Below are 15,344 nucleotides of genomic sequence, written 5' to 3' on the forward strand. Positions count from 1 at the left end.
CGCCACCGGTGCCGGTGGTGATGCATTTGGCAAACTCGGCCGCCGTCGCCGAGTGGAAGTTCGTCGCAGAATAGGCCAAAGGCATATCCCACTTCTCAGCAAAGGCGGCGCTGGCACTGACTGCCAGTGACGCCGTTATCATCAGCGTGGCTGTGTGTTTTGCGATTGATGCTTTCATTTGGTCCTCCCGGTTTGAAGCATTTGGTGGTTGTTAAAACCTGTTCGGGTCATAAGCGGAGAGGTCGAGATTCGGCCTTTCTCCATTGATGAGTCCGGCGATCAGCCGGCCTGTCTTGGGCCCACCCGTCAGCCCAATATGATGGTGCCCGAAGGCAGAAAACACGCCGGTATTTTTTATCTCGCCGATGAGGGGCAGGCTGTCCGACGGTGCCGGACGGTGACCGAGCCACTCTTCTTCGCTGGCGTAGGTCAGATCGGGAAATGTCTCTTTGACCTTTTTCTTCAACAGCTTGACCGGCGCCTTGGACGGTCCGGCTTCAATTCCGCCGAACTCCACCACACCGGCACATCGAAGGCCCATATCCATGGGTGTCGCGACGAACTTTCCGGCAGCGACCATGACCGGAGCCTTCAGATTAAAGGAAGGGTTCTTGAAGACGATATGATAGCCGCGTTCTGATTCCAGCGGCACTTTCAGTCCCAGTTTCCCGGCAAGTTCCTTGGACCAGACACCGGTGCTGAGTACGGCCTTGTCGCATTCGAACCGCCCGTTATTCGTCAGCACGGCGCTGATTTCGCCGCCGGTCAGCTCGAAGTCGGTCACCTCGGCGGTCACCAGTTTGCCGCCCATGCCCTCGAGCGTTTCGGCAAGCGCAGCGACGTAGCCGCCCGGATTGGTTACGTATCCGTGGTCGCGCATAACGGCAAGCAGCCCGACTGCCGGTCCAAATGCCGGTTCCTTTTCCCTGACGGCTTCGCCTTCGATCAGTTCGGGTTCGAACCCGGCGACCTTGCGCAATTCCCAGACATAGGCGTCATCCTCGAAAGCCGCCCTGTCCGTGTAGGCGAAGCTGTAGTCCGATGTTTTCACGTAGCGGGCTGCAGGGCCGTCTTCGACAAGCGATCTGTGTTGTTCGATGCTGTCGGACACAATCGGTGTCAGCCCATCCGCGATCCGGCGCGTGTCCTTGTCCGTGGCGTGGCTGAGATAGCGCAGAAGCCATGGTGCGAGCTTGGGAAGATAGGACCAGCGCAGGAACAGCGGAAAGTTCGGGTCAAGCAGAAATTTCGGCCCCTTGAACATCAGACCCGGCGTCGTGACGGGAACGACCGAGCAGGAAGCCAAAACGCCGGCATTGCCGAAGGACGTGCCGAGACCGGGCTTGGAACGGTCGATCAGCGTAACCTCGCAGCCGGCGCGCCGCAGCCAGATTGCCGTCGATACGCCGACAATGCCGGCACCGATGACAACGATGTGTTTCTTGTCGTGCTTGTCAGGCATGCTGTCTCCTCATCCGGAGCACAGATTGCCAGCCTGAAACCATCATTTCAAATACAAAGATATGTACATTCCATAACTTCAAGTGATATGCTTTGGCATGTCTCTTCGCTTTCGCCAGCTGCAGGCTTTTCACGCCATTGTCGAAACCGGCACCGTCACCGGAGCGGCCGAACAGCTCGGTATTTCTCAACCGGGCATCTCCAATCTGCTCTACCAGTTGGAGCGGCAGACTCGGCTGAAATTGTTTGAACGCTCGAAGGGCCGGCTGCTGCCGACGCCCGAGGCCGGTGTTCTGTTTCAGGAGGTGGATACGGTGGTGCGCGGGTTGGATCACGTCGCCCAGGCGGTGCTGGATCTGCAGAACACGCAGGCCGGCCAGTTGCAGGTGGCGTCCCAGCATGCGCTGTCCTTTGGTTTTATGCCGAAGCTCATTGCACGTTTCGCGCAGGAGCGGCCCGACATGTCGATATCGTTCCAGTCGCAATATTCGTCGAAGATCCAGGAATGGGTCCTGTCGGGGCTTTTCGAGATTGGCGTGTGCGAGATGCCGCTGATCTACGATGCCCTTGACCGTCACGCGGTTCATGTCGAGACGCTGCTCGCCATACCCGAGGGCAGTCCGCTTGCGCGCCACGATGTGCTGATCCCGCAATTGCTGGAAGGCGAACCGTTCATCGTCATGGGGCCGGACCATATGACCCATAGGCGCACCCGGGAAGCGTTCCACAATGCCGGTGTGCCGTGGCGCCCCCGGGTTCACACCCACCTGTTCAAGAACATTCTCAGTTTTGTGCAGGAAGGGATGGGCGTGGCGATCCTCGACCCGTTTTCGCTGCAATTCGATTTCGGGGGCGGGGTTGTCACACGCCCGTTCAGGCCGGCGATCATGATGGATATGGCTGTTATCACATCCCGGGCCCGGCCGCTGTCGGTGCTGGGCAGACAGTTTCTGGAGCTGCTGCTGGTTGAGCTTCGGCCCTATGAGGTTTCGCCGCCCGGCTAGGCGCCGGGCAACAGTCGGCCCTTGCGCACTGCGCGCGTGAAACACATCCATATGGCCGGGTGCGTTCATCGTCAGCCCATCCAGCGCCGCACAGGCGCGTTTGCTTCTTCGAGCGGCTGGCAAATGACGTCGACCAGGGTCGGGCCGTCATGCTCGATGGCTTCCTTGAGCACACGTTCGAGATCATCCGGATTTTCGACACGCCAGGATTTAACGCCATAGGCCGCGGCAACCGCAGCCTGGTCGGTTCTGTTGAAGTCGACATTATAGTAGCGGGCATCGGTATCAGCGTGCTGACTTGCCTTGATCCAACCGAAGTTCGAGTTGGAAAAGACGATATAGGTAATCGGTGCGCGCGAGCGGCAGACGGTTTCCAGTTCGCCGCAGGTAAAGCCGAAGGATCCGTCGCCCATCATCGCCACGACCTTGCTGGTCGGACGTCCATACCAGGCGCCGAGTGCAGCAGACAGTGAATAGCCCAATGCACCGTGCGCCCTGTTGGTGATGAAATAGCGGCCGGCCTTGGGCTGCTGATAGTAGGCCGAATAGTAGGGGCAGCTTGTTCCCGGATCGGAAAGCACCGTCGCGTCCGGCGGCAGCACTTTCATCATTGCGTCGATGACACGCTCAGGGCGCATCGGCCGGTCGCCGCTTCGGGCGATATTGTCGAAGATCTCAAACTTGCGGCGCTTGATGTCGGCGACCGCTTCCGCACCGCCGAATGTCTCACCGCCCTGATTGCGCCTGTCGAGCACATTGTTGACTTCAGTAAGCGATAAAAGCAGGTCGCCGACGACACCGACCTCGGTCGGATAGTTGGCGCCGATCACCATCGGATCATTGTCGAAATGCACAATGCGTGCTCCGGGTCCGGGCGCCTCCCACCGAGAGGTGGTGGTCGAGCCAGCGCGGCAACCCATGAAGACGACAAGGTCAGCGGCTTCCATCAGTTCCCAGGTCTCGTCGGTGCCGCCATTGGAGCCGACGACGCCGAGGCAGTTGGGGTGGGTATCCGCAAGCGAGCCCTGTCCGGAAATGGATGTCGCTACCGGTATGTCGAGCCGTGTCGCCAGCCGGTCAAGTTGATCCATCGCACCGGCGATGACCACACCGCCGCCGCAGACGATCAGCGGGTTTTTGGCTGACAGGATTGCGTCAACCGCGGCCTCTATGGAGCCCGTTTCAGGGCCTGTCCGGTAGGCAGGGTACTGCCGTTGATTGGCGTCCGCCCAGATATCGTCGGAATCCACCGCGTCATACTGGATGTCGTAGGGCAGGCCGAGATGCGCGGAACCGGAGCGGCCGGTGGTCATTGCGCGGAACGCCATGCGCACCATGCGGGGAATGTGATTGGCCCGTTTGATGACCGTGTTCCACTTGGTCAGCGGGCGCATCAGCGCTTCCTGGTCAAGCTCGGTCAGCGGGTATTTGCCGTAGGAGGCAACGGAGATGTCCGTTGTTATGCCTAGGACGGCATAAGAGGATTCGCTGGCTTCGATAAGACCGGGAATGATGTAGGTGGCGCCGCCACCGGAGGGGCCTTCGCATACGCCGGCGCGGCCGGTCACCCTGGAATAGGCGTCGGCCATATAGGTGGCGGAACGCTCGTCGCGGGTCAGGACATGGTTGATGCCGTGGTTCAGCCGGTACATGGCATCGTAAAAGGGCAGGGTGGTGTCGCCGCAGAGGCCGAATATGTGCTGGACGCCGTGCGCCTCCAGCATCCGTACCATCGCTTCCGCGCCGTTCAGGGTGTTCGTCACGCTACATTTTCCTTCAAAATATCTGCAAGCCGAGGCATTCGCGAATTCGCGCACAGTCGGTCATACAGAATTGTATACAGCAAAAAATGCAGATGTGAAGACAAAAAAATTGCAGTCGCCGGAAAAATGTGCAATCTCGGGAAAAAGTCCTGTGAGGGGCAATGACGAGGTGCGTGTAATGACCAAAGCCAGCAGCAGCGTAGACCGGGTCTATGACCGGTTGCGGCAGATGGCTGCCAACTTTGAATTCAAGCCGGATGAGCGGATCAACGAGAGCGCCCTTTCCACAAATCTGGGAGCCAGCCGGACACCGTTGCGCGAGGCGCTGAACCGTCTTGTCGCCGAAGGGTTCCTGACTTTTCAGAACGGTCGCGGTTTTTTCTGCCGCTCGCTCAGCCCGGAGCGCATCGTCGATCTCTACGAGGCGCGGCAGGCCATAGAGTGCGAAGCTTTGCGCCGCTCTGTCGCCAGGGCTGCGGATGATGAAATCAACGCGGTGGTTGACTATCTCGATGAAACCGAACCGCACTACGAGACCAGCAATTCCACAGTGGAAGTGCTTGAGATGGACGAGGATTTTCACATCCGTCTTGTGCAGCTTTCCGGGAACTCAGAACTTTTGCGCATGCTGCGCAATATCAATGACCGCATCCGATACGTCCGGCTCGTCGATCTGAAAATGCTCCTCGCCAAGAAACAGATTGCCAAGAACAAGGGCGCTAAACTATCCGCGCACAGGATCATCCTGAACGCGCTGGTGGCGCGTGACGAGGAGGCCGCCGTGGCGGCCATGCGCAACCACATTGAACGCAGGCGTGAGGAGGCGACTGAAGCCGTCCGTATCGCCTATTCCCAGCTTTATGTTCCCGCGGAATAGTCCGCGAGCCTTCCAAGGAGAAATTGCATGTCCGTCGAGTACGGTGGAAAAACGGTTTTTGGCGCCAATGTCGGCATTATGATGCTGGAAACCCGGTTTCCGCGTATCCATGGCGATATCGCCAATGCCTATACCTGGCCATTTCCGGTGCAGTACCGGATCGTGCGTGGCGCGACCCCGAACAAAGTCGTGCGCAACAACCCGCTTGAACTTGTTGATGATTTCATTGCCGCCGCGAAGGATCTTGTCGCTTCCGGTTGTGATGGCCTGACAACCAATTGCGGTTTTCTTGCGCTGATACAGGACAAGGTGTCGGAGGCCGTACCGGTGCCGGTTGCCACTTCGTCGCTCATGCAGATCCCGCTGGTCCAGCAGATGCTGCCGCGCGGCAAGCGAGTTGGTGTCATTACGATTTCCAGCACCAATTTGGCCGAAGCCCATCTGAAGGCCGCCAATGCGCCGCTCGATACGCCCATTGTCGGAACCGACAAGGGCCGCGCCTTTACCCATGGTATATTGGACGACCAGCCAAGCATCGACTTTGCCGCCTGCCGGCTCGATCTTCTCGATGCTGCCCGGGAGCTTGTCACAAATTACGATGATATCGGCGCCATCGTGCTCGAATGCACCAACATGACACCCTATGCCAGTGACATCCGCAAAATGACGGGCCTGCCGGTCTTTTCGATCTACAGCTTCGTGCGCTGGTTCCATCAGGGGCTGGTGCCGGACCGGTTCGAACTGCGGCTGGACGATCCAACGCTGGAACTTGTTGGACAAAGGTAGAGCAATGGCTGACCATATTATTGCCGTTAACGACGGTGGATTGCTTCTGCTTGGCTGCGGCAAGATGGGATCGGCCATGCTGCGCGGCTGGTTCGATGCCGGTGTTCGAGCGGATGCGGTGACAATAATCGATCCATACCCGTCTGACTGGCTTCTGTCGCTTGAAGCCGACGGTTTAAGCCTGAACCCGGATGAGCCGGGGCGGCCAAAAGTATGTGTGCTTGCGGTCAAGCCGCAAATGATGGGCGATGCAGCGCCCCGGATTGCGGCATTCGGCGATGGCGGGACAATGTTCGTTTCTGTGGCGGCCGGAACCACCATCGCGACGCTTGAGCGTCTCTTGAGCGGGCGCGCTCCGATCGTGCGCGCCATGCCCAATACACCGGCTGCGGTCGGGCGCGGTATTACGGCGCTCATCGGCAATGGGGTGTCCTCGGGTGCAGACCTGGACCTTTCGGAAAACCTGCTTCAGGCTGTCGGCAAGACAGTCCGGTTGCAGAGCGAAGACCAGATGGATGCCGTCACGGCGGTCTCGGGTTCGGGGCCTGCTTACGTGTTTCATCTCATCGAAGTTCTGGCTGCGGCCGGAGAGGCGGAAGGTCTTGATCCGGATCTTGCTCTATCGCTGGCGCGGGCAACCGTTGGCGGTGCCGGTCATCTGGCGGAACATGTTGACGACCATCCCGCACAATTGCGGGTCAATGTCACATCACCGGGCGGCACGACCGCAGCCGCGCTCGACGTGCTGATGGACGATGAAACCGGCTTTCCCGCGCTTGTTCGCAAGGCAGTCACCAGGGCGGCGGCGCGGTCGCGCGAGCTTGGGGCTGAATGAAGGCTTTCTAGTCCAGCGTTCCGCCCAGTTCGTCATCAATGTGTGTTTGTATGATGTCGTCGATGGAGGCATCCGCGGTGAAGCCGAGTTCAAGCGCGCGGGCGGCTTTGAAATTGCGCGGCCACCCGCTCACCAACCGGTTGATGAGTTCATCCGGCTCTTCCCGGATGAGGTCGGCCCGCTCCTGTCCGGCGACGCGCGCAAGCGCCTCGATCATCTCGCCGACGGTCACGGATATGCCCGGCATTGTCAGTGCGCGGCGCGGACCGACCGTTTCCAGATCGATTGTTGCCGCATGGATGAGAAAGCCCGCCGCGGTCTTGGGGCTTGCCATCCAGTGCCGGACATTGCGTGACACGGGAAGCACGGCCTCTTTGCCGGCAAGCGGTTCGCGCAAGATGTTGGAAAAGAAGCCGGAGGCCGCCTTGTTGGGTTTGCCGGGCCGCACGACGATGGTCGGCAGGCGGATTGCAATGCCGTTGAAAATGCCCTTGCGGGTGTAGTCCATCAGCAGCAATTCGCTGCAGGCCTTTTGAACGCCGTAGGATGACAGCGGCGCGCTGAGGAACTCATCGCCAATGGCTTCGGGGTAGGGGGCGCCGAAGACGGCAATCGAAGAAGTGAAAACCACGCGCGGGAAATAATCCTGCCGTCGGATCGCTTCGAACAGAAAGCGCGTGCCATCAAGATTGACGCGGTATCCCTTGTCGAAATCCGTTTCGGCTTCTCCGGAAACCACGGCGGCTAAATGAAAGATGATGTCGGGCATTTCCGACATGAGCTTTTCGCTTTCGGCCGGGTCCGACAGGTCACCTGAATGCGTGGATATTGGAAAATCTGCACCCGGCTTTTCAGGTGCAATATAATCGAACAGCGTCATGGATGTGATCTGCCTACCGCTGAGTTCACCGGCGGAACACAGGCGGTCAACGAGTTTGCGTCCGACCATTCCGGCAGCGCCGATTATCAGTATTTTCATCGTCTTCTCCACTCACCGATCACGCGCCGGTTGACGGGGTTGTGATTTGCGCCGTGATCATAGCGCGCATTAGGTTTCGACATGAACCGGATTTCACGCGCAGTCATTCTCATAGCGGTATTTTTCGCACTTTTGCCACTGGCACGGGCCAGTGATGCAGATTGGCGACAATTGCGTCCGCTTGTGGAGGCGGCATCGCCCCTTAGCAGTTCCGGGGGCATGGTGCCGCTTGAGGGCCAGCCAGTCATTGTCACCTTCTTTGCCTCCTGGTGTCCGCCCTGCACGGACGAGTTCGGTCATCTCAACACATTGGCAGCCAGCGAAGAATTCGGCGATGCGCAAATCATCGGCATCAATGTCTTCGAGGATTTCGGCGGCGTTGAAAATCCGCAGCGCATGGAGCGCTTTCTCGACAGGACGCAGCCGCAATTTCCGCTGGTTACAGGCTCGAAGGAAATCCGCGCTGCATTCGGCAATATTGACCGGATTCCGACTGTCGTCGTTTATGGAAAGTCCGGGCAGGAGGTCTGGCGTTTTGTGCATGAGCGCAATGCCACGAAGACCCACGCGACGGCCGATGACCTCATCGGTGCCTTGAAACAGGCGCAAACGCAATAAATTTCCAAAATTCATGAATCCGGATTTGGGCCGGCGTGTTTTTCGGTCGCGCTATGCGATGTCCGGCTATCTTGGGGTTTCGCTTTGCCCTTGCGCCGGTTCGCATCCCTTTGGATTCCGGTGAGCTTTTCAGTGTCCCGCGGCAGAGCATGCGGCCTGCAGGACATGTCCGCGTTTCGTCCGCATAATTGCGAAATTCGTATTTAAATATATCCACACTGTTGAATAGTGACTGTTTTAGTATCAGTATTGGCAATATCGTAAAAAATTGCGTTGATTTCTGCGAAAGTCGGAATACCATTCAGCGCGCCATGGCAGCGGAGGACAGTCATGAATGTAGCGGCAACGCAAAGGGACGCGGAACGTAAAGGCCAGCCCAACGGCATCAAATCGCCGGAAAATGACCTCAACCGTTCAATTGTCTCAATGCTGGAAAAGGACGGCCGCATGCCGTTTTCCGAAATTGCCGATGCACTCGGTGTTTCGGAAGGCACGATCCGCAACAGGGTCAATGCCATGAAGGACGCCGGTATGCTGCAGATCGTTGCGATCACCGATCCGGTTGCCGCACGCTACCAGGCCGATGCGATCCTCGGATTGCGCATTTCTCCGGGACAGACGGCAAAAGCGGTCGCCGATCGTCTCGGCGCCGATCAGCGTGTTGTCTATGTGCTGTGGGTTGCCGGCCGCTATGACCTGATGGTGGAAATCGTCAGCGACGACCGCGAGAGCTTTCTGGAGTTTCTCGAAACACAGATCCACGGCGCGACGGATATTGCCGAAGCAGAAGTTCTGCTCGGCCTCAAGAACTTCAAGAACCAGTTCCTTTTAAAACGTGATTGGGAGGGCCCTCATGACGAATGACGCAGCATTAATGACATCGTGGCTCTCCGACCCCGGATCACCGGCGCACGGTCTGCCGGCTTCGGCCTATACGGATGACGCATTCTGGCAGGCCGAATGCGATACGGTGCTATCGCAGAACTGGGTCTGCGTCGGTTTTGTCCATGAGCTGAAAAACGCCGGCGACGCGGTGCCGGTCACCGTGGCGGGCAAACCGCTGCTTCTGGTGTGCAACGGCGAGGGCGAGATTGCGGCATTTCACAATGTCTGTCGCCACCGTTGCCTGACCCTTGTCGACGAGCCGAAGAATGTCGGCAAGCTGATCCGCTGCCCCTATCACGCCTGGGCCTACGATCTTAACGGCAATCTGCGTGCTTCGCCGCATTTCGGCGGCATGAAGGACAACCGGCCGGAAGGTTTCGATCCGGCTGATAATGGTTTGAAGCCGGTTCGCATAGCTGTCTGGCACGACTGGATTTTTGTCAATCTCCAGGGCAACGCGCCCGCGTTCGAGGATTATGCCGCGCCGCTAATCAACCGGCTCGAAGGCATGGATTTTTCCAGGGTCGAACCGGTCGCATCGCTCGATTTTGGTGAGATTGCCACGAACTGGAAGTTCATCATGGAGAATTTCATCGAGCCTTATCACGTCCAGTTCGTGCATTCGACGACGACGGACCAGCCGCTTGGCGATCATTACACGATTGTCGACGGCGTATGCCTCGGCAGTGCTGTGGACCTGAAGCGTGAAATCGGCACCAGCGGCAGCCTCGGTGTCAGTTCGCGCTATCTGACGCTGTTTCCGAACTTCATTCTCGGCCGCTATTTCCCCGACCAGTTGGGTGTTTATCTCAACATTCCACTGGGTGCCGGGAAAACCGCGCAGCGGCGCGCTCTCTATACGACGGAAGGGCAGACGCTGTCAGACGCGGACGTCGAAGGGCTGAAGAAGCTCTGGTGGGATGTCCACAAGGAAGACCACGAAATGTGCGAGCGGCTTCAACTCGGACGCGCCTCGCCGGTGGCGGACGATGGCGGTCTGCTCTCCCCGCACTGGGAAGACAGCGTGCGCGCCTTTCAGGAGCTCGTCGTGCGCAACGTTGCCGGTTTTCAAGAACAATAATCAGGAGACAACAATGACCGAAGAGGCTTCGGCAAGGGGATTTCGGCTCGCTCACACCATGCTGCGTGTGCGTGACCTTGAAGCGTCGCTGAAATTCTATTGCGGGATTTTGGGCATGCAGGTGCTGCGCCGTACGGATTATCCGGAGGGCAAATTCACCAACACGTTCATAGGCTACGGGCCGGAGGCCGAGTATCCGACCCTCGAACTCACTCACAATTGGGACCAGGCCGAGCCCTACGACAAGGGCAATGGCTGGGGCCATATCTGCATCGAGACGCCTGACGTCTACAAGGCCTGCGAGGAGCTTGCGGCAGAAGGTGTGAACATCACACGCCCTGCAGGGCCGATGAAACACGGCACGCGGGTCATTGCCTTCTGCGAGGATCCGGACGGCTACAAGGTCGAGCTCAACGAATCCATTTTGAAATCCAATTAGAGGAACGATTTTCATGGGCAACAAGCCGCAACTCTACAAATTCACCGACATCGAGAACCGACTGCACACGCTGGAACCGGGCCAAACCTACATCAAGCCGTTCGTGACCAGTGAAGTCAGCGACACAATGTGTGGTGGCCTTAACTTCCTCAATCAGGTTTCGGTTCCCTGGGACCTGACCTGCGATGAGATCATCTACTGCATGGAAGGCACGTTTCGCCTGACCTGTGACGGTGAATCCTACATCTGCAATCCCGGCGATGTTCTCTACATCCCGAAGGACAATCACATTGCTTATGAGTGCGACGAGAAATGCGTGATCTTCTACGCCGCCTATCCGCACGACTGGAAGCAGCGCGCAGGCATCACCTTCGTGCCGGGGATCGATCCGGAAGATATGCCGAAGGCATCCTGAACAGGCCGAACCCGGCACCGATCCTGAAAGTGCCGGATGACGGGAGGAGACAGCCATGAAAATGGAAACGACCAGCACAATAGAAAACAGCCGCGACATGTCTGGCCGGATTTATTACGAACGCTTCCAGGATGCGATCGAACGAAATCGGCCGAAGATCGCGCCACTTCGCCAGAAACTCGAAGCAGCCGGCGTCAAATATGTCATGTCGAGCTGGATCGACCTGCACGGTATTCCGAAGACCAAACCGGTGCCGATGAGCGATTTCGAGGAACTCTGCCTCGGCAAAGGGCCGCAGTTTGCCGTCCATTCGATTTCCTATGTTCCTGAACTGACGCCGGCCGATTCCGATCAGGTCATGGTGCCCGATCTCGATGCTGTCTATATCTGCCCGTGGGATCCCTCGACGGCGATTATCTTTGCCGATCTCTTCTGGGAGGACGCGCCCTACAATGTCTGCCCGCGGCAGGCACTGAAACGGGCTGTGCAGGAGGCGCGCGATGCCGGCTATGAAGGATATGCCGGCGTCGAGCCTGAATTCATCGCCATGCGCTATGACGAGAACGGCCAGCCCGTAAAGGCGATCAATGACGATCCGGCCGATGGCGTGCAGCCGCGCCGGCAGGCTTTCGGCTATGACGTCGAATATTCGATCGATTCCATGCCATTCCTCAAGGACATGATCGATATTCTGGAGGGGCTCGGCTGGAATCTTCACGACGTGGTCGCGGAAGGCGCCTATTCGCAGTTCGAACTGGATTTCCATTTCACCGATCTTCTGGAGATGGCCGACAGGCTGGTCTTCCTGCGCATTCTGCTCAAGGAGGTTGCCAAAAAACACGGTATGTTCATCACCTTCATGCCGAAGCCAACCGTGGGCGACTGGCGTTCGGGTGCGCATATCAATTTTTCGCTACAGCGGATCGACGAACCGGGCCGCAACGCGTTCAAGGACGAGGATGGCGGCTGGTCCGAGGTCTCTCGCTATGCCGTCGGCGGGCTGATGCATCACGCCGAGGCGATCACCGCCATCACTTGCCCGACGGTCAATTCCTATAACGGCCTGGTGCCGCGCGTCGGTGGTTTCGAAGGCGGGACGGTGACTTGGGCACCGACCAACATCACCTACGGCCACAACAATCGTTCGGCGCAATTCCGCCTGCCGCAAAGCCGCCACTGCATCGAAAACCGGGCGGCCGACATGACCATGAATGTCTACTTGGCGATGGCGATGACGCTATCGGCTGCGGTCAAGGGCATCAGCGAAGAGATCGATCCAGGCGAGCCCACCGACCGCGATCTCTACGCAATGACCGAGGAAGAGTTCAAGGCCGCCGGCATAAGGCGGTTGCCGCGCAACCTGCTGCAGGCGATCGAGGCGCTGAAGGAAGACAGCCTCGCAAAACATGTGATGGGACCGGTGATGCACAGTTCCTATCTCGCCTACAAAAGCGACGAGTGGGAACGCTATCACCAGTCGGTCACCGACTGGGAAGTGCAGGAATATCTGAGGCTCTACTGATGGACTTCGGTTTCTGCATCCGCGGGAGGCTTTAATGAAGGACCACGACATTTTTGAATTGGGTGATGTCAGCCTTCTGTCCGGTGAGGTTCTGCGCTCGGCAAAGCTTGCCTACAAAACCTATGGAACGCTTAATTCCGCAGGCGACAACGTTGTGGTCTTGCCGACATTCTACACCGGTTCGCACAATCGCAATGAAGGGTATTTCGGGCAGGGCAGGGCGCTTGATCCGGCGCGTCATTTCATTGTGTCGATCAACATGTTCGGCAACGGAATTTCGTCCTCGCCGAGCAATGCGCCGGCGCCGCAGAACGGGCCGCGCTTTCCGCATGTCACGCTCTGGGACAATATTTATTGCCAGTACCGGCTTTTTACTGAACGGCTTGGCGTTTCGCGCATCCGGCTTGTTACCGGCTGGTCGATGGCCGGGTGCCAGGCCTACCAGTGGGCGGCGCAATACCCGGACTTGGTCGATGCCATATTGCCGTTTTGCGCTTCGGCTAAGACGTCGCCGCACAATTTCGTCTTTCTGGAGGGCGTGAAGGCGGCGCTCTGTGCCGATGCGGCCTTTAACAGCGGCGACTATGAGACGCCACCCGTCGCCGGTCTCAAGGCGTTCGGGCGTGTTTATGCGGGCTGGGCCTTTTCCCAGACCTTTTATCGTGAAGGCCTCTACAAAAAGATCGGTTTCGAGACGGTCGAGGACCTTTTGGTGGACTGGGAAAACGACCATGCGGAAAACTGGGATGCCAATGATCTACTCCTGAAGCTTGCGACCTGGCAGGCCGGCGATATCAGCGCCAATCCGCTTTACGACGGCGAAATCGAAAAAGCACTCGGATCGATCAGGGCGCGCACGATTTTGATGCCGTGTACGCAGGACCTTTATTTCCCGCCGGAAGACAACGCCATCGAAGCGCGGCATATTCCTGAGGCACAGTTTCGGCCCTACGATTCACCGTGGGGGCACTGCGCCGCAAATCCCGGCAATGATCCGGGTTTCGAGGCGGCGCTCGATCGGTCGATCCAGGAGTTGCTCGAAGAGTGAATGGCTTGCGGACGAACCTGATTTTCTCCGCGTTTTACCGTCATGAATTACCGCGCGTCAGTTGTAAGCGCTTCCGCTTGCGTGCAATGCGCAGCAGTTTCTGGAAATTGCCGCAGGAAAAATGGTCGTCGGCCGGACAGTGCGCGACGTGTCGCAGCAGCGCCGTCAAATCCGCGAGCCGTTTCATTTGAACTTCAAGCTCCTCCGCCTTCTGGCTGACCTTGTCGCGATCCACCCCAAAGTCGTCATTCGCGATTCCCATTTCCAGGATTTCCTGAAGCGTGAATCCTGCAGAACGGCCCAATTCTATCAATGCCAATTGATTGACTACGTTTCCATCAAAGATGCGCCGCAATCCACGCCGACCTATCGATTGGATCAATCCAAGTTCTTCATAATAACGCAATGCTGACGCCGACGTGCCGGTAAGGTGCGCGACCTCGCCAATGTCCAGGATATCGATATTCGCCACAGCTATTGACCTCAAGTTCGCTTGAAGTTGTATCAAACGATGAAACGAGAGACATAACAAGGGTACGGAGATTGAAATGGACGAGGAATTCTGGCAGCTACGCTGGCGCGAAAACAAGATTGCCTTTCACGAAAATCAGCCGAATGAATTGCTGTTGATGCATTTTCACCACCTCGGTCTTCAAGCGGGCGACACAATATTTGTGCCGTTGTGCGGAAAGACGGTCGATCTGGACTGGCTGTCCGCCCAAGGGCTCCGCGTTGTGGGCGTGGAGTTCAGCAAGCAGGCGGTCGAAGAAATATTTGCCCGGCGGAACCTGGTTCCGGAGATTGACGTCTTTGGCCAATATCTGCGCTACCGGTCCGGAGCGATTGAGGTTTTTGTTGGCGATATTTTCGAACTATCCAAAGACAGGCTGGGCAAAATCGATGCGGTCTACGACCGCGCCGCGCTGGTCGCTCTTCCAAATACCGTGCGGGGGAGGTACGCACGGCATGTTTTCGATCTGGCAAAGGGGGCGCCACAAATTCTCATAGCTTTTGATTATGATCAGAGGCAAATGCAGGGTCCGCCCTTTTCAGTCCCGAGCCACGAGATCCGAGAGCTATACGACGATTTGTACGCACCTGAGCTGCTTGCCAGCCGTGCCATTTCGGGGCCACTTTCCGAACGCTGCAATGGCAGTGAAAATACGTGGCTTCTTAAATCGAAACAGGCCACTCATTCCAAAAACAAATGGTCGGAGTGATTTCAGGATGGCCGCGGCACTAATCTGAACCCGAAGGCACTTATTCTACGGCTTGTCCAGAGGAGGCCGTGCTACAGAAAAGGGGTTCTGGTAGAGCTCGTCATGGCTCTCCACGCCAACCTCGACGACGCAGTCCTCCTTTGGGTGGGCAACGCACATCAGGATGTAGCCCGCCTGGACCTGCCGGCGGTTGAGGGCTGTGCCTTTCGGTTGCCGCACCGAGCCCGAAACAAGCCTTCCGGCGCAGGTGATGCAGCCGCCGTAACGGCAGGCGACAGGCAGCGGCATGCCGTTGGCCTCGCAAACATCGAGGATGGTTTCGTCTTCGCCTACGCCCAGCGTACGGCCGCCGCGATTGGCGACCGTAACCCTGTGGACCCTTGCGCCGCTCATGACAGCAGCGCGCAGGTG

At 58.0% G+C, this 15,344-nt stretch carries 17 protein-coding genes; 12 read left to right on the plus strand and 5 right to left on the minus strand.

Translation table 11 applies throughout. The features are described from left to right. Positions 1 to 211: 211 nt before the first annotated feature. The gene (locus ABVT35_RS25670) at positions 212 to 1,462 is read right to left on the minus strand and encodes an NAD(P)/FAD-dependent oxidoreductase (RefSeq protein ID WP_368470459.1); all 1,251 of its coding nucleotides are present in this window, start codon (positions 1,460 to 1,462) and stop codon (positions 212 to 214) included. Positions 1,463 to 1,559: 97 nt separating this feature from the next. Between ABVT35_RS25670 and ABVT35_RS25675 the strand changes: the two genes are divergently transcribed. Continuing rightward, positions 1,560 to 2,465 carry a LysR family transcriptional regulator gene (locus ABVT35_RS25675; protein WP_368470460.1) on the plus strand — a complete coding sequence of 302 codons (906 nt, stop codon included), beginning with the start codon at positions 1,560 to 1,562 and terminating at the stop codon, positions 2,463 to 2,465. Between the two features lie 71 nt (positions 2,466 to 2,536). On the opposite strand, the gene ABVT35_RS25680 is transcribed toward ABVT35_RS25675, so the two are convergent. Then, positions 2,537 to 4,228, minus strand: coding sequence for a thiamine pyrophosphate-binding protein (locus ABVT35_RS25680; RefSeq protein WP_368470461.1), 1,692 nt, complete (start codon positions 4,226 to 4,228; stop codon positions 2,537 to 2,539). A gap of 178 nt (positions 4,229 to 4,406) precedes the next feature. Between ABVT35_RS25680 and ABVT35_RS25685 the strand changes: the two genes are divergently transcribed. The 3 genes from ABVT35_RS25685 to proC are packed head-to-tail and all read left to right on the plus strand — an operon-like array spanning position 4,407 to position 6,726. Further along, positions 4,407 to 5,105 carry a GntR family transcriptional regulator gene (locus ABVT35_RS25685; protein WP_368470462.1) on the plus strand — a complete coding sequence of 233 codons (699 nt, stop codon included), beginning with the start codon at positions 4,407 to 4,409 and terminating at the stop codon, positions 5,103 to 5,105. 27 nt (positions 5,106 to 5,132) lie between these two features. Then, a complete protein-coding gene (locus tag ABVT35_RS25690; RefSeq protein ID WP_368470463.1) occupies positions 5,133 to 5,891 on the plus strand; it encodes an aspartate/glutamate racemase family protein in 759 nt (252 codons plus the stop codon). A 4-nt stretch (positions 5,892 to 5,895) separates the two neighbouring features. Continuing rightward, positions 5,896 to 6,726, plus strand: coding sequence for a pyrroline-5-carboxylate reductase (gene proC, locus ABVT35_RS25695; RefSeq protein ID WP_368470464.1), 831 nt, complete (start codon positions 5,896 to 5,898; stop codon positions 6,724 to 6,726). 7 nt (positions 6,727 to 6,733) lie between these two features. Here proC and denD read toward each other — a convergent pair whose 3' ends face one another. Then, positions 6,734 to 7,705: a D-erythronate dehydrogenase gene (gene denD, locus ABVT35_RS25700; RefSeq protein WP_368470465.1), complete on the minus strand. Its 972-nt coding sequence runs from the start codon at positions 7,703 to 7,705 to the stop codon at positions 6,734 to 6,736. Between the two features lie 81 nt (positions 7,706 to 7,786). Here denD and ABVT35_RS25705 point away from each other — a divergent pair, with 81 nt between their 5' ends. The 7 genes from ABVT35_RS25705 to ABVT35_RS25735 all read left to right on the plus strand — a co-directional run bounded on the left by ABVT35_RS25705 (position 7,787) and on the right by ABVT35_RS25735 (position 13,713). Then, complete coding sequence (locus ABVT35_RS25705) at positions 7,787 to 8,323, plus strand: TlpA family protein disulfide reductase (RefSeq protein WP_368470466.1); 537 nt, start codon at positions 7,787 to 7,789, stop codon at positions 8,321 to 8,323. Positions 8,324 to 8,653: 330 nt separating this feature from the next. Further along, on the plus strand, positions 8,654 to 9,187 hold the full coding sequence (locus ABVT35_RS25710; protein WP_368470467.1) for an Lrp/AsnC family transcriptional regulator: 534 nt from the start codon (positions 8,654 to 8,656) through the stop codon (positions 9,185 to 9,187). Further along, the gene (locus ABVT35_RS25715; protein ID WP_368470468.1) at positions 9,177 to 10,289 is read left to right on the plus strand and encodes an aromatic ring-hydroxylating dioxygenase subunit alpha; all 1,113 of its coding nucleotides are present in this window, start codon (positions 9,177 to 9,179) and stop codon (positions 10,287 to 10,289) included. The genes ABVT35_RS25710 and ABVT35_RS25715 overlap by 11 nt, the downstream gene beginning before the upstream one ends. 13 nt (positions 10,290 to 10,302) lie before the next feature. Further along, positions 10,303 to 10,728, plus strand: coding sequence for a lactoylglutathione lyase (gene gloA / locus ABVT35_RS25720; protein ID WP_368470469.1), 426 nt, complete (start codon positions 10,303 to 10,305; stop codon positions 10,726 to 10,728). 13 nt (positions 10,729 to 10,741) lie between these two features. Beyond that, a complete protein-coding gene (locus ABVT35_RS25725) occupies positions 10,742 to 11,143 on the plus strand; it encodes a cupin domain-containing protein (RefSeq protein ID WP_368470470.1) in 402 nt (133 codons plus the stop codon). 55 nt (positions 11,144 to 11,198) lie between these two features. After that, complete coding sequence (locus tag ABVT35_RS25730) at positions 11,199 to 12,665, plus strand: glutamine synthetase family protein (protein ID WP_368470471.1); 1,467 nt, start codon at positions 11,199 to 11,201, stop codon at positions 12,663 to 12,665. A 34-nt stretch (positions 12,666 to 12,699) separates the two neighbouring features. Next, entirely contained in the window at positions 12,700 to 13,713 is a 1,014-nt protein-coding gene (locus ABVT35_RS25735; protein ID WP_368470472.1) for an alpha/beta fold hydrolase, read from the plus strand. 40 nt (positions 13,714 to 13,753) lie between these two features. Here the strand turns inward: ABVT35_RS25735 and ABVT35_RS25740 are convergent, their stop codons facing one another. Next, positions 13,754 to 14,185 (minus strand): MerR family DNA-binding transcriptional regulator, encoded by a 432-nt coding sequence (locus ABVT35_RS25740; RefSeq protein ID WP_368470473.1) that lies wholly within the window; start codon positions 14,183 to 14,185, stop codon positions 13,754 to 13,756. Between the two features lie 76 nt (positions 14,186 to 14,261). On the opposite strand from ABVT35_RS25740, the gene tmpT reads away from it, so the two are divergent. Then, the gene (gene tmpT / locus ABVT35_RS25745) at positions 14,262 to 14,933 is read left to right on the plus strand and encodes a thiopurine S-methyltransferase (protein ID WP_368470474.1); all 672 of its coding nucleotides are present in this window, start codon (positions 14,262 to 14,264) and stop codon (positions 14,931 to 14,933) included. A 45-nt stretch (positions 14,934 to 14,978) separates the two neighbouring features. On the opposite strand, the gene ABVT35_RS25750 is transcribed toward tmpT, so the two are convergent. Then, a complete protein-coding gene (locus ABVT35_RS25750; protein WP_368470475.1) occupies positions 14,979 to 15,326 on the minus strand; it encodes a 2Fe-2S iron-sulfur cluster-binding protein in 348 nt (115 codons plus the stop codon). Positions 15,327 to 15,344 lie beyond the last annotated feature (18 nt).

It is taken from the genome of Hoeflea sp. TYP-13 (assembly GCF_040932035.1).
Classification (GTDB): domain Bacteria; phylum Pseudomonadota; class Alphaproteobacteria; order Rhizobiales; family Rhizobiaceae; genus Hoeflea_A.

What these genes read in the sequence shown, in the direction of transcription:
- ABVT35_RS25710 (WP_368470467.1), top strand. Translation starts at nt 8,654, where the DNA reads ATGAATGTAGCGGCAACGCAAAGGGACGCGGAACGTAAAGGCCAGCCC.
- gloA (WP_368470469.1), top strand. Translation starts at nt 10,303, where the DNA reads ATGACCGAAGAGGCTTCGGCAAGGGGATTTCGGCTCGCTCACACCATG.
- ABVT35_RS25685 (WP_368470462.1), top strand. Translation starts at nt 4,407, where the DNA reads ATGACCAAAGCCAGCAGCAGCGTAGACCGGGTCTATGACCGGTTGCGG.
- proC (WP_368470464.1), top strand. Translation starts at nt 5,896, where the DNA reads ATGGCTGACCATATTATTGCCGTTAACGACGGTGGATTGCTTCTGCTT.
- ABVT35_RS25715 (WP_368470468.1), top strand. Translation starts at nt 9,177, where the DNA reads ATGACGAATGACGCAGCATTAATGACATCGTGGCTCTCCGACCCCGGA.
- ABVT35_RS25725 (WP_368470470.1), top strand. Translation starts at nt 10,742, where the DNA reads ATGGGCAACAAGCCGCAACTCTACAAATTCACCGACATCGAGAACCGA.
- denD (WP_368470465.1), bottom strand. Translation starts at nt 7,705, where the DNA reads ATGAAAATACTGATAATCGGCGCTGCCGGAATGGTCGGACGCAAACTC.
- ABVT35_RS25750 (WP_368470475.1), bottom strand. Translation starts at nt 15,326, where the DNA reads ATGAGCGGCGCAAGGGTCCACAGGGTTACGGTCGCCAATCGCGGCGGC.
- ABVT35_RS25675 (WP_368470460.1), top strand. Translation starts at nt 1,560, where the DNA reads ATGTCTCTTCGCTTTCGCCAGCTGCAGGCTTTTCACGCCATTGTCGAA.
- ABVT35_RS25730 (WP_368470471.1), top strand. Translation starts at nt 11,199, where the DNA reads ATGAAAATGGAAACGACCAGCACAATAGAAAACAGCCGCGACATGTCT.
- ABVT35_RS25670 (WP_368470459.1), bottom strand. Translation starts at nt 1,462, where the DNA reads ATGCCTGACAAGCACGACAAGAAACACATCGTTGTCATCGGTGCCGGC.
- ABVT35_RS25705 (WP_368470466.1), top strand. Translation starts at nt 7,787, where the DNA reads ATGAACCGGATTTCACGCGCAGTCATTCTCATAGCGGTATTTTTCGCA.
- tmpT (WP_368470474.1), top strand. Translation starts at nt 14,262, where the DNA reads ATGGACGAGGAATTCTGGCAGCTACGCTGGCGCGAAAACAAGATTGCC.
- ABVT35_RS25735 (WP_368470472.1), top strand. Translation starts at nt 12,700, where the DNA reads ATGAAGGACCACGACATTTTTGAATTGGGTGATGTCAGCCTTCTGTCC.
- ABVT35_RS25690 (WP_368470463.1), top strand. Translation starts at nt 5,133, where the DNA reads ATGTCCGTCGAGTACGGTGGAAAAACGGTTTTTGGCGCCAATGTCGGC.